This is a genomic window from Listeria ivanovii subsp. ivanovii (assembly GCF_900187025.1).
Lineage (GTDB): Bacteria > Bacillota > Bacilli > Lactobacillales > Listeriaceae > Listeria > Listeria ivanovii.
This window is the reverse complement of record NZ_LT906478.1, coordinates 177,289-191,151: the sequence shown is the minus strand read 5'-3', so window position 1 is coordinate 191,151 and position 13,863 is coordinate 177,289. Positions and strand designations below refer to the sequence as shown.

Annotated in this window: 12 protein-coding genes; 2 read left to right on the top strand and 10 right to left on the bottom strand. The window is 35.7% G+C overall.

Annotated elements, in window-relative coordinates; translation table 11 throughout:
• Positions 1–144 precede the first annotated feature (144 nt).
• Both CKV67_RS00880 and ilo read right to left on the bottom strand, forming a co-directional pair.
• Complete coding sequence (locus CKV67_RS00880; RefSeq protein ID WP_025279706.1) at positions 145–1,677, bottom strand: M4 family metallopeptidase; 1,533 nt, start codon at positions 1,675–1,677, stop codon at positions 145–147.
• 319 nt (positions 1,678–1,996) lie between these two features.
• Positions 1,997–3,583, bottom strand: coding sequence for a cholesterol-dependent cytolysin ivanolysin O (ilo, locus tag CKV67_RS00875; RefSeq protein ID WP_014091733.1), 1,587 nt, complete (start codon positions 3,581–3,583; stop codon positions 1,997–1,999).
• Positions 3,584–3,822: 239 nt separating this feature from the next.
• Between ilo and CKV67_RS00870 the strand changes: the two genes are divergently transcribed.
• Positions 3,823–4,788, top strand: coding sequence for a phosphatidylinositol-specific phospholipase C domain-containing protein (locus CKV67_RS00870; RefSeq protein WP_025279705.1), 966 nt, complete (start codon positions 3,823–3,825; stop codon positions 4,786–4,788).
• A gap of 295 nt (positions 4,789–5,083) precedes the next feature.
• On the top strand, positions 5,084–5,797 hold the full coding sequence (locus CKV67_RS00865) for a Crp/Fnr family transcriptional regulator (RefSeq protein WP_014091732.1): 714 nt from the start codon (positions 5,084–5,086) through the stop codon (positions 5,795–5,797).
• Positions 5,798–5,892: 95 nt separating this feature from the next.
• Here the strand turns inward: CKV67_RS00865 and CKV67_RS00860 are convergent, their stop codons facing one another.
• The 8 genes from CKV67_RS00860 to purR form a co-directional block, all read right to left on the bottom strand.
• The gene (locus tag CKV67_RS00860) at positions 5,893–6,849 is read right to left on the bottom strand and encodes a ribose-phosphate diphosphokinase (RefSeq protein WP_014091731.1); all 957 of its coding nucleotides are present in this window, start codon (positions 6,847–6,849) and stop codon (positions 5,893–5,895) included.
• Positions 6,850–6,898: 49 nt separating this feature from the next.
• Positions 6,899–8,272: a bifunctional UDP-N-acetylglucosamine diphosphorylase/glucosamine-1-phosphate N-acetyltransferase GlmU gene (gene glmU, locus CKV67_RS00855; protein ID WP_014091730.1), complete on the bottom strand. Its 1,374-nt coding sequence runs from the start codon at positions 8,270–8,272 to the stop codon at positions 6,899–6,901.
• A 384-nt stretch (positions 8,273–8,656) separates the two neighbouring features.
• Complete coding sequence (gene spoVG, locus CKV67_RS00850; RefSeq protein ID WP_003750671.1) at positions 8,657–8,965, bottom strand: septation regulator SpoVG; 309 nt, start codon at positions 8,963–8,965, stop codon at positions 8,657–8,659.
• 128 nt (positions 8,966–9,093) lie between these two features.
• Positions 9,094–9,402, bottom strand: a complete 309-nt coding sequence (gene spoVG, locus CKV67_RS00845) for a septation regulator SpoVG (protein WP_012984707.1) — start codon at positions 9,400–9,402, stop codon at positions 9,094–9,096.
• 693 nt (positions 9,403–10,095) lie between these two features.
• Positions 10,096–11,304, bottom strand: a complete 1,209-nt coding sequence (locus CKV67_RS00840; protein WP_025279704.1) for an ABC transporter permease — start codon at positions 11,302–11,304, stop codon at positions 10,096–10,098.
• The gene (locus CKV67_RS00835; RefSeq protein WP_014091728.1) at positions 11,301–11,993 is read right to left on the bottom strand and encodes an ABC transporter ATP-binding protein; all 693 of its coding nucleotides are present in this window, start codon (positions 11,991–11,993) and stop codon (positions 11,301–11,303) included. The genes CKV67_RS00840 and CKV67_RS00835 overlap by 4 nt, the downstream gene beginning before the upstream one ends.
• A gap of 48 nt (positions 11,994–12,041) precedes the next feature.
• A complete protein-coding gene (locus tag CKV67_RS00830; protein ID WP_014091727.1) occupies positions 12,042–12,719 on the bottom strand; it encodes an efflux RND transporter periplasmic adaptor subunit in 678 nt (225 codons plus the stop codon).
• A gap of 158 nt (positions 12,720–12,877) precedes the next feature.
• Positions 12,878–13,696: a pur operon repressor gene (gene purR, locus CKV67_RS00825; RefSeq protein ID WP_014091726.1), complete on the bottom strand. Its 819-nt coding sequence runs from the start codon at positions 13,694–13,696 to the stop codon at positions 12,878–12,880.
• Positions 13,697–13,863: the final 167 nt, after the last annotated feature.

The window sequence follows — 13,863 nt, the reverse complement described above, 5'->3', positions numbered from 1 at the left end:
ATTCAGGCTGTTTAGAGTTTTTGACTCTTGTTAAAACCTCCCTATTAGCTAATTTAGGAAAACAATTCATGAATTGCTTCAAGAATAGCATTGGGAGAAACCGCTTTTCTTTAACATTTGTTAATTTGGCTTGGAGGACATCCCTTATCTAACGCCAACTTCTTCCCATGCTTCTCCTACTTTTTTAGCCACTTCTTCGCTGTATAAGTCTCTCGCCGCCTGTTGAAGCGCATTCTTAGCATCGACAAATTGGGATTTTTTCGTTAAGTAATACTTTAATGCTCGAAAATATAGTTGTTCTGCCTGTTCCCTACCAACTTTCGTGATGGTATTATAAGCAGCTTTGTTAGGTATTCCGCTATTGAAATGAACCCCTCCCCAATCATATTCTTCTGTAATCGGCATTGACTCATACTCATTCATGTGTGCCGCTTGGTTGTATTTATCTGGTTCTTTTAAACTTCTTACTCTCCTGCTGTTCATTCCATGTAAACAGACATCCTCACCTATTAACCAATTGTCTGGAGTAATAAAATAACTAAAGACATCCGCGAATGATTCATTTAATGCACCTGCTTGCCCTTCGTATTCTAAACCTGCTGAGTGTTGAATGACAGCATGCGTTAATTCATGAGCGACGATATTTTTTGCACATGAAAATGGTTTGTAATTCTTCTTATCTCCATCTCCATAAAGAATTTCCTGACCATCCCAAAAAGCGTTATTGCAATTTAAGCCATAACGAACAAAAGAGTCAATTCCTCCACCTTCACCATCTAAACTTTCATGATTATGAACTTTTTTAAAGTAATCATATACTTCACCAGCATAATAATGTGCATCTACAGCAGAGCAATATTCGGGAGCTGTAAACATATTTACTTCGTTAGACACTAGTTTCCCGTGCGAAATTTCTGTGTTATGGTTCAAATCAAACGTTCTTATTAGTCCTTTGCGGGTTCTGTCAACTAGGCAGAAAAAGTTCTTTATCTTCAAAACATTCAATGGTCTTTGTAATGATGGATCGTATCCTTTTCCTGGAGCTATAATATTTTTTTTCGTCCCTTGAGAGTTAGCTTCCGATAGCATATTCTGTTTTCGTAAAACTGCACCCGTCTCAGCGTCAATCTGAATAATCCAGCTAGCTACTACTGGTTCAGAAAAAATCAACCTTATACTATATACTAAACGCTTTGTCCTTGAATTTACGATTACTCTTTTTTCTTTAATCGGGCTTCCTATGTAGCTATTGACACTTGCTTCATTTCGTCCGATTGCTTCAAATGCCTTTTCTATCGCATCTTGTTCTGTAAGTTTCATTTTATTTGTAATAGTAGGCCGCGTTTGTTTTAGATCGCCATTTATAAAGAGAATTTTATTTTCTGGGCTAATATGGAGTTTTATTTCATCGTGATCTGTAAAATAACCATCGGAATTCATCGCAAGTGTAATATGTGTGATTCCCATGCTATCTTTTTCACTATTAGTAATTTTCAAATTCTTGTAATCGCTTTTTGCCTTGTAGCAATTTGGTAAAGCTTGTAAATCTATTGCTTTCATTTCGGATTGTATATCACTTTGAAGCTTTTCTTTTTCAACAGAGTCCGCTTTTACCTTTACATTAAAATAACCCACAAAGACTAATAAAAAAATTAGAAAAATTGTTTTTCTTTTCATACAGTCTCTCCTTTCGCAATTTTAATGCTACAAAAATTATGTAATTAAAAGATTAAGCCACGTATAGCCAAATTAATAGAGAGTTAAGGACACAATTTTAGTATGGGTGGGAACTAAATTATATGTTTTCGCAGTAGGAAACTATAAGTGACTCAAACTTTTAATATGCTTATATTATATGAATAAGAAGCATCCCATTCTTTGACATTTGTTAAAACTCAAAAAATAATAAGCTTGTTTCGACATTCGCCCCAAATGATTCGCGACGAATGTCTCACAAGCTTATGTGTGTGTGATAAGCGGGGGGTTTTCCATATTTTTACTTAATTGGATTATCTACAGTATCACTATACGCTGGATAAAGCGTTGTTCCCCAGATACAAACATTTCTATTTTTTACTAATGGCAAGTTTCTATCATCCACAACCGTTCTCCACCATTCCCAAGCCAAGCCAGTACATTCTTTCGCATGAATATTAATATTCCTTGCATTCCCTGGCAAATAGATTGATGTCGTAAAATGAGCTAACTTATCTTTATCATTTTCGGACCATTTTTTATGTTCAACAACTTCATTTCCATTAGCATCATAGCTAACTTCATCCCAAGTAACATTGAATCTCGCAACATAGGCACCGGAATGATCTAGGTTAATTTTTCCATCCGAGTAAGCCTTAGAAGTTGTTTCGATATATTCCGAATTATTTTTAACAACTGCTAACTGATTATCTTTCAAGAAATTAGTTGTATACGCAATCGGTACGCCCGGATTTTTCTTATCAAAATTAGCCCCTTGTTTTAAAATATCTCGTAATTTGCTTAAATCTCCATCAATTATTTCTACTTCATCTTTGGCTGAACCACCATAAATCACCGCTTTAAATGAAGCATTTTGAATAATATTTTCTAATTCTGTATCACCTTTAACTGATTTACCCTTAAATGCAGCATCGAATGCAGCCTTCACTCTGGTGCTGTGTGAACTAGTCGATAATTTCACGAAAATGTCACGACCATATGCAACACTAGAGATGTATGCGGGTGGATTTTCCGCATTTACGCCCAGCGCTTGCAAGTTTTCTTTAGTAACACTTTTACCAAAGAATCTGGAAGGGCTTGTAGGTTCATTAACATTAACAGTATAATAAATTTGTTTGAAATTAATAACTTCTTCTTGCACCTTACCTTCACTAATCGCTCCAAAGTTTACATTCAAACTATTATTAACAGCTTTAAATGCTGCACCAAATTTTGCAACTAATTGCGATTCGCTATAGGCCATTTCTTGATCATAGTCAATTTTCGCACTAATATTTGGGTATTCTTCGGAGTATTTATTATTCCAACGATCTACTAAAGTATTCACTCCGTCATTTATATTGGATTTAGTTGCATTTTGAACGACTATTTCATTGTCATGGTTAACCATTCCAGGCAAATCAATACTAAGTGTAACTGAATCTCGTTTCACAGGGAGGACATCGGGTTGATTTTCGACTAACTCTGAATTCGCCTTCACTAAAGCTCCTGGATAAGTAAGGCTTGCAAGCGAGTTAATAACTTGAATGTCTGCGTTATTTTGATTGATAGATTTTTTCTTTTTCTCCACTACAATATATTGATTTCCTTCTTTGTATCCTGCTTTTGGTGGAACATTTTTAACAGCTTCTCCATCGTACACTAATATATTGTTTTTATCATAATCCAGCCCTTGTATATATTGATCGATTTGAGCTGCATTTTTCTTTTCAACCGGCGTCTTAGGCTTTGCAGGCGGAGACGCTGGTGGTGCCATGTGTGAAATTATGCCTTGGTAACTATATACTGAGGCATCTGCTTGAGCTTCTTGTGCTAACGGTAAACTTACTAGTAACAATGTCATTAAAAGTAGCATTATTTTTTTCATGGTTTTCACTCTCCTTCTACATTTTTTAACCTAATAATGCCAAGTAGTATGTTCCACCCCTCTCCTTCCAATATAATATTGACGAGATTCGCTTCCAAGATTTAGAAACGCAATATTATATCCTTTGTTTATGGTTTTATTGTAAATCTAGTAAACCTTAACGTCTTTAACAAATGTTAAAGATTCGATGTGAAATTATTTATAAGATAGGCTTATACAAATCAAAGGAGGAAATAATAATGTATAAGCTTCGTTCACGCCAAGTTTTAGTAGTATTATTATGTTTAGTTTGTTACATTATTACTTTTCCATCAGCCGGAAAAGCGCACTCAATTAAAAACAGTTATAGAACTGCACAAAGTTCGATAACTACTAAGCAATGGATGTCAGCCCTGCCTGACAATACGAAATTAACTTCACTTACTATCCCTGGAACACATGACACCATGAGTTATAAAGGGAATATCAGCTGGACGCTCACAAAATCCCTTGCCCAAACCCAAAAGATGTCGCTATTTCAACAACTAGAGGCCGGGATACGATACATTGATATTAGAGCGAAAGAGGACCTCCAAATTTATCATGGGCCTATCTATTTAGACGCTTCACTTAAAGGAGTATTAGAAACAACGGTTAACTTTTTAAAAGAACACCCTAAAGAAACCATTATTATGCGATTAAAAGATGAAAATAATCATAAAAACGATAGATTTGATTATCGAATCCAACCTTTAATTAATCAGTACAAAGCATTTTTCTACACAACTCCAAAATCAGATTCTAGCGATAAATTCCCTACACTAAAAGAGCTCCGCGGTAAAATTTTGCTACTTTTAGAGAACGGCACTAATAAACCATTAACTATTAACTATAGCAAATTCGGAATGAAGTTCGCTGCAGAAAATCAAGTTATTCAAGATAACTTTAATGGACCTACCATTAAAACTAAATACAACGAAATTGTCCAAACTGCTCATCAAGCTTTCAAACAATCTTCAGGGGAAAATAAACTCTACCTTAATCACGTCAGCGCTACTTCCTTAACTTGCACACCTTACCAATACGCATCTACTCTAAATGCTAAGGTAGACCAATATGTAACTAAATTAACCGCTGTAGGAGTACGAGGACTTGGCGTATTCATCATGGACTTCCCACCAAAACAGACAATTAAAAGCGTAATTAAAAACAATAAATTTAACTAACTTATATTTTCCTATAAAAGGGTTAGTATATCTCCGAACCACATTCGGAAACATATACTAACCCTTTTTCTATAGCATTTCAACTAGAAATAATAGCCTACAGATACTCCAGGAAAAAAATTTTAATACGTAAGCAAATCTTTTGCGAATTTAAAAATTGTATAATAAAATCCTATATGTAAAAAACATTATTTAGCGTGATTTTCTATCAACAGCTAACAATTGTTATTAATGCCTAGCGCAATCATAAGGATAATTTTTCAAAAAGGCTATAAAAACGATTGGGGGATGAAAAATGGACGCTCAAGCAGCAGATTTCAAAAATTTTTTAGAAACTAACGGCATTAAACCAAAAAAATTCAAGAAAAAAGACATTATTTTTAATCAATGGGACCCACAAGAATATTGTGTATTCCTATACGACGGGATTGCAAAACTTACCAACATTAGCGAAAATGGAAGCATCATGAATTTACAATATTACAAAGGAGCTTTCATCATCATGTCTGGTTCCCTTGATACAGGAAAACCATTAGGCTACTATAATCTAGAAGTAATTAGTAAAACAGCCACTGCCTATGTACTCAAAATAAGCGATTTAAAAAATTTGGTTAGCTCAGATATCACGCAGCTTTTTTACATTATCCAAGCTTTGCAAAAGCAAGTTTCATACAGTTTAGCTAAGTTCAATGATTTTTCTGTTAATGGGAAGCTAGGTTCTATTTGCGGACAGCTTTTAATACTAACTTATGTATATGGCGAAAAAAATCCTGATGGCATCAAAATTGCCCTTGATAACCTCACTATGCAAGAATTAGGTTATTCAAGTGGAATAGCACATTGTTCGGCTGTTAGCAGAATTCTTTCAAAACTAAAAAAAGAAAAAGTTATCGAATATAAACATTCATCTTTTTATGTACAAAATCTTGATTACCTAAAAAAAATTGCCCCTAAACTTGACGAATGGTTCTATCTAGCATGTCCTAGTTCATGGGAAAAATTCAATTAAATACTACGATTACAAAAAAAACAGGATTTCTCTCCACGAATGGTTAGAGAAATCCTGTTTTTAAGTTTAAGTGACCTCAAATTCATTAATTATTTTTATTCAAATAACGAACTTACAGATGCATTTTCATGTACACGTACGATTGCTTCACCTAGTAGTGGCGCTACAGAAAGTTGTTCCATTTTATCAATCCATTTATCTTCTGGGAGAGCGATGGAATTTGTAACAACTAGTTTTTCAATTGGTGACTCTTCAATACGTTTCATCGCAGGACCAGATAGTACTGGGTGCGAACAACAAGCATATACTTTTGTCGCGCCAGCTTCACGAAGCGCTTTTGCTGCTAAAGTGATTGTGCCAGCTGTATCAATAATATCATCAATTATAATACAAACTTTCCCTTCAACATTACCAACAATATTCATTACTTCTGCTACGTTTGGACGTGGACGGCGTTTATCAATAATCGCAATCGGCGCTTTCAAACGGTCCGCCATTTTACGAGCACGAGTAACTCCTCCGTGGTCAGGTGAAACAACTACTAAATCATCACCTAAATGACGTTCACCGAAATAATTACTTAGTAAACGAACTGCATTTAAGTGATCAATCGGAATATCAAAGAAACCTTGGATTTGCGGCGCGTGCATATCTAGTGTAATCATTCTTGTTGCACCAGCTGTTTCGATTAAGTTTGCAACTAATTTTGCCGTAATCGGCTCACGACTTCTTGCTTTACGATCTTGGCGTGCATAACCATAGTATGGCATAACAATATTAATTGTCGCCGCAGAAGCACGTTTCAACGCATCAATCATGATCAAAAGTTCCATTAAATTCTGGTTTACAGGGTTACTCGTTGATTGAATAACGTAAACATGACAACCACGGATACTTTCTTCAATGTTAATTTGGATTTCTCCATCACTAAAATGAGTAACGCTTGATTTTCCTAACTCAATACCTACTTCTTTCGCAATCTCTTCAGCTAGTTCACGATTAGAATTTAGCGAGAAAATCTTCAACTTTGGATCAAAATACTCGTTTGACATAATCAGCCTCCACTATTTTTATTAAAATTTTAAACTTTCCAATTGGAAATTATTTACCGTGATTTAAACGTTTCGCATAGCCTATCTTGTTGTCTTGTTTCGCGCGAGCAATTCCTAGAGCATCATCTGGAACGTCTTTTGTAATAGTTGAACCAGCTGCAATGAATGCACGATTGCCTACTTTGACAGGTGCAATTAAATTAGAATTACAACCGACAAAAACATCGTCGCCAATAATGGTTTTCGCTTTGTTTTTCCCATCATAATTAACAGCAATACTTCCACAACCAATATTCACATTTTTACCGATTTCTGCATCCCCCATATAAATGAAATGCGGCAGTTTAGTTCCTTCACCAACAACAGCCTTTTTGGTTTCAACATAATTTCCGATTTTTACGTTGTTATGAATATCAGATCCTGGTCTTAGGTGTGCATACGGGCCGATTTGAACGTCATCTCCGACCTTGCTTTCAAAGATTGCGGAACTTTTAATATGAGCTCGTTCACCAATGATACTATTTACGATTTCTGAGCCGCTTGTAACAACACAATCGTCGCCAATCACTGTATTACCTCGAAGCATTACACCAGGTTCTATAACTGTATCTTGGCCAATTTCTACATTTATATCAATATACGTACTTTCTGGATTAATAAGTGTTACTCCATTACGCATATGATTCTCATTAATTCGACGTTGCATTAACTTAGATGCTTCAGCTAAAGCAATTCGATCGTTCACTCCAAGGGATTCCTCGAAAGACTCCATTCGATATGCCGCTACTACTTCATCTGAATCTTTTAAAATTTTAATAACATCTGGCAAGTAATATTCTCCTTGCACATTATCATTTGAAACTTTTTCTAATGCTTCAAAAAGAGATTTATTATCAAAACAGTAAGTACCAGTATTTATTTCTGAAATGCGTTGCTCTTTTTCAGTCGCATCTTTATGTTCTACAATTTTTTCTACAATACCAAGATCATCACGAATAATACGTCCATAACCAGTAGGATCTTCAATCACTGTTGTAAGAATTGTTGCTTTTGCACGTTTTTCATGGTGATATTTCAGCAGAGCTTCCATTGTACTAGCCTCTATTAAAGGTGTATCGCCACAAACAACTAGCGTAACACCATCTTTTTCAGCAAGTGCGGCTTTTGCTTGAAGTACCGCGTGGGCTGTACCAAGTTGTTCTTCTTGCTTCACAAACTCGCTTTTACCAGCTAAATGCTCTTGTACTTTTTCTGCGCCATGCCCAACTATTGTAACCACTTTATCAACATCAAGTGTCGAAATTTGATCCACTACATGTTCGACCATTGGTTTTCCACAAACAGGATGCAAGACTTTATATAGTTTTGATTTCATCCGCGTGCCTTGGCCAGCAGCAAGCACTACAGCATATCGTTTTGACATTATATAGAACCTCCAATATTCACTATTCTTCCATTATGAATGATAACGTAAAATCCGCTTTTTTTCAAGATTACGTCCAAATAAAAACTCTCAACCGTATTTTATAGGCAAAGAGTAATTTCAATGTTTTATTTGTTTGAAAATTCCGAAAGATATAGTGCGCTTGTTTATTTGTTCACTAAAAGTAGAGGTTACAGCCGTGCTACAATAATAGTCTCGCAATTGTGCCTGATTTTGCAACATCATTCTGAATTCCCCTTCCCAATTTCAATCTACTTTTAATTATACCATAGCCAAAATGGAAGACCAAGGCTATTTATCATTTTTTCAAGATTTAAAGACACAAAAAGGGCTAGCAGTTGGCTAGCCCTTGGAAATTTTTAATTATTCAGCAGAAACGGATTCAGATTCTTCTTCTGTTACCGCACTTGCTTCTTCTTCTCCAACGCGTACATATTCAGCTAAAACAACTTCTTGAATTTTAGCACGAGTATCAGAATTAATTGGGTGAGCAATATCACGGAACTCACCGTCAACACCACGTTTACTTGGCATAGCTACGAATAAACCGTTATTCCCATCAATAACGCGAATATCATGAACTACAAATTCCTCATCTAAAGTGATTGAAGCAATCGCTCTCATTCTTCCATCAGTTTCTACACGACGTAATCTCACATCTGTTACTTGCATTATTAGTCACTCCTTATCCCATTTGCCTCGATCAAAAAGAATATGCTTTTCCCAGCCAAACATCAGGTTTAATTAAATCCCCGTCTTAAACTGTTCATAACAATGTTCTCCTTAAAATGAGGATTTTTTTAATTCTCTTCTGCAACACTTTCGTCAGCAGATTTTTCTTCACTTGCAGTTGGTTCTTCCGCTACTTCATAAGCAGCTAAAACAGCTTCTTGAATTTTTGCACGGGTATTTGAGTTAATAGGATGCGCAATATCTCTAAACTCACCATCCGGCGTACGTTTGCTTGGCATAGCTACGAACAGTCCCTCGTTGCCATCGATAACACGAATGTCGTGAATAACAAACTCACTATCAATCGTTATTGAAGAAATAGCTTTCATTCTCCCATCTGTCTCAACACGTCGCAATCTCACATCTGTAATCTCCATTATCTTCACCACCTTATTCTAGTTGCTCTGTTAGTATCCAATGCTCACATGCAACATTAAGTACACACTCGAGAAAAATTCCCCCATAGAAAAAATCGCTTTTTGAAGCAAGCAACATTTACGTAAAACTCTTCCCTATGAACATAATAATAAAAAAAACTAAATTTGACAACTTTGTGAATTCAAAATCGAAAAAAAAATTTTTTTACAAAAAAGTATTGACATTTACAGATTGTTCGTTGCAAAAGCATCTTTGTATACAATGTTATATATTTCTAATTTAAAAACTTCTAATCCATTGCCAGAACTGTCTTGCAATGTATTTATCATACTATTTTATAAGTAATAACACCAGTAAAACGGTAGAAATTAAATCATTTTTCAGAAATAATTGTATACAATAACCCAAGCGTTCCATGAATAATAGCACATAATTTTTTACACTTAGGCTATTTTCCAATTCCACATAAATTAACTGCCAACAAAGTATATATACCCCAAAAGTACTGCTATAACGCATATTTTAAAGTTTTTTTAATTTAATAATTCAATTCATTTTTTTAAAACGCTTAATTGTGACAAAAATGTTAAATATAGATGACAAGACAACTTATGGCTTTTTTATACATAAAATCCGTCTATTTTAGTACAAAAAAAGGATTTGAAATCAATGATTCCGAATCCTTTCTCTGCTTATTCAGATCTTAATGCATCAATTGGCCGTAGTTTTGATGCTTTATTGGCAGGAGCAATCCCAAAGATTATGCCAATACATAAGGAGAACACGAAGGAGAAGATAATCGTTCCCGCTGTAATACCCGATGATATTCCAGCAACTGAACCGAATATCAGTGCACCAGATACACCGATGATAATCCCGATAATCCCACCACAAACACTAATAACAATAGATTCGATTAGAAATTGAAGCAAAATTGCTCGTTTTTTAGCACCTAGCGCTTTTCTGATACCAATTTCTCTCGTCCGTTCACTAACTGAAACAAGCATAATATTCATTATTCCGATACCACCTACCACAAGTGATATCGCTGCAATCGCACCAAGCGCAGTGGTTAACGTTGTACTAATCGTATTAAACGCATTTAAAATTTCTTGTTGGTTAATAACTTGATAAGATGGTCCCATTTGAGCGGAAGAAGCATTTTCTTCTTGCTCTTTCTCGTCACCAAACTTAATTGCTAAACGAGATTCCAATGTATTTACAACAAAATCGACATCTTCCGCTGTCTTTGTCTCTACATAGATGGTACGGACATTTGTATCTTTTAATAATCTTTGTGCAGAAGAAATCGGGATGAAGATTTGGTCATCACTTGAACCCATCATCGAAGCGCCTTTTTCTTTTAGAACTCCAACTACTTTGTAAGGCATTCCGTTGAGTCTAATTGTTTCACCAACTGGATTTCCGAAACCGAACAAGTCACTCGCTACCGTAGAACCTATTACAGCCACCTTCTGACCATATTCCGTATCAATTGGTAGTAAGAAGCGTCCTTCGCTCATTTCCAAGCTACGAGCCGCTTTGTACTGATCGTTTGTACCTATAACTTTATTACTTGAGTTTTTATAATCAAATGTTGCATTTACTTGTCCAGATAATTCTGGAGAGACGCTTTTCACTCCATCGATATTTTGATACTTCATTACTTCATCATAGGTGTATTTATCATTAGGATTAACCGAACTATTAACGACTGTGATTAAATTGGAACCTAAATCCCCCATTTGTTCGTCAACTTCTTTGGTGACTCCATTCCCTAGCGAGACTAGCAGGATAACAGATGCTACACCAATGATAATACCCAGCATGGTCAAAAAAGATCTTAGCTTACTTGCTTTTAATTGTTTCCATGCCATTTTCATACTTTGGAGAACGTTCATGCTTTCGTCGCCTCCTCATGGAATAATTTACCATCTTGAATACGAATACTTCTTGTTCCATAAGAGGCAATGGTTGGATCATGCGTAATCATGACAATCGTATTTCCTGCTCGATTTAACTCTTGAAGAATCCCCATTACTTCTTTACCTGTTTTGGAGTCGAGCGCTCCAGTTGGTTCATCAGCTAAAAGAATTTGCGGTTTGCCAGCAAGTGCTCTCGCAATCGCGACACGTTGTTGTTGCCCACCAGAAAGCTGAGTCGGTAAATTTCTTCGTTTTTCAAGCAAACCAACTTTTTCCAAACATTCGAGCGCAGCCTTTTCACGTGCCGAAACACTTAACCCTGCATAGATTAATGGTAGTTCCACATTTTCAAAAGCTGATAATTTCGGAAGCAGATTAAACTGTTGGAAAATAAAGCCGATTTTCTTATTTCTAATTTCCGATAGTTTGTTGTCACTGAGTTTAAAGACATCTACATCATCAAGATGATAACTTCCTTCATCTGGCACATCTAAACAACCAATCATATTCATTAACGTTGATTTTCCTGAACCAGATGGACCAACGATGGATAAAAATTCACCTTGATCAACGGTAAAAGTAACATCGTCTAAAGCCTTAAAAGTTTCTCCGCCTAGCGTATACGTTTTTGTTAAATTTTTCATGTCAATTAGTGGTTTTGGCATGTTTATCCCTCCTTCATACAATTTATCTGAATCATATTTACAAGAAACTTAGCTTGGTGCACCTGGCATTGTCTCAGTTTCTTGTGTAGGAAGGATTACTTTTTCATCTTTTTTAACGCCCTTTGTGATTTCAATATTGTCTTCGTTATGCAGACCAGTTTCGACGATTTTTTTCACTTTTTTTGTTTTACCATTATTTTTTTCTTCTGGAACTAGCACATAGTATTTATCGTTACTATCTTTTTGAACCGCTTCAATTGGAACATATAGGGCATCTTTTTTCTCTTTCACTAAAATGGAGGCATCTGCTGTCATACCAGCTTTTAAATCATCTGTCTTATCAAGTGAAATAATAACAGAGAAGCTAGATACCCCATTTTGAACTTGACCTTGTTCAGCAATTTCTTTTACTTTACCTGTGTATGTTTTGTCTGGTAGAGCTGTTACCGTGACTTTAACTTCTTGGTCTTTCTTGATGTTCGGAATATCAAGTTCATCCATTTGTGCTACCAATTGGAGTTCGTCATAATCAGGAACTTGTGTATTTTCTGGTGAAATTGCTCCTGTTCCGGTAGCATTGATTTTCATATCTCCTTGTTTCACTTTAGCTGTAACTAACTTCTCTTGCGTTACAGAACCGCTATTTTTCCCAAGCAACATAACCGCACCGGCGGCTACAACTGCGATAATAACAATAACAATTAACCATTTAACCCATTTTTTCATGAAAGTTCTCCTTCTGCTCCCAATTATTTGGAAGCCTTATATTTTATGTAACAATGATAGGATTTATTCTACCATAAAACTTAAGTGAGTGAAGTACATCGCAAGGCTGATTTGTTCACAATAAAAAAACAACCCTAGATTCCCCTAGGGTCGCTTGCTTAGCTGTTAAAATAATTCCCATCAACCACTTCGATTTGTTTTTCTTTCATGTTGACATTTTTAATTTTCACAAGTGACACATAATCATCTACTAAGCGTTCTTCCGCATACTCCGATTCAACTAGAACCCCAATGCCAACTAAATGAGCATTAAATTCTTCCAGCAGATTTTTCATTCCGTTGATGGTTCCGCCAGCTTTCATGAAATCATCTACAATAACCACATTGGATCCTTCCGCTAGACTACGTTTTGATAGTTCCATTTTTTCAATTCGTTTGGAAGAACCTGAAACGTAATTGATGCTTACAGTCGAGCCTTCTGTCACTTTGCTATCTCTTCTTACGATGACAAACGGTACGCTTAAGTGTTCTGCAACTGCTTGAGCAATTGGAATGCCTTTCGTTGCCACTGTCATAATTGCATCTATTTTTTTGTCGTTAAATTTTGTAGCTAGTATTTTCCCAATTGCTTTAAGCGTAACTGGTTCGCCTAACAAATCAGAAAGATACAAATAACCACCTGGCAGTAAGCGATTCGGCTCTGCAATCCGGTTACATAATGTGTGTACAAAATCTAGCACATCGTCATTCCCAGCAATAGAAATATATTGTACTCCTCCTGCAGCTCCTGGAAGTGTTTCAAGCGTACCTATCCCTCTATCTTCAAATGTTTTCTTTATGATGACCAAATCTTCACTAATAGAAGACTTAGCTGAGCCATAACGTTCAGCAAACATCGTAAGCGGCACTAGTTTTCGCGGATGCGACAAAAGAAATTGCGTCATATCAATTAATCGTTCACTGCGACGAATCTTCATAATCTCTCTCCCTTTGATAAAATTCCGTATATTAAAAAGCAATTTCACGTATTTTGTCCGTATTTTCTCTATTATAAAACGTTTTCTATAAAATTGACAACTTTTATTCTTTTAATGTACAAAAAGCCTGCCAAATAAACTTCCTTTGACAGACTAGTAACTACTTT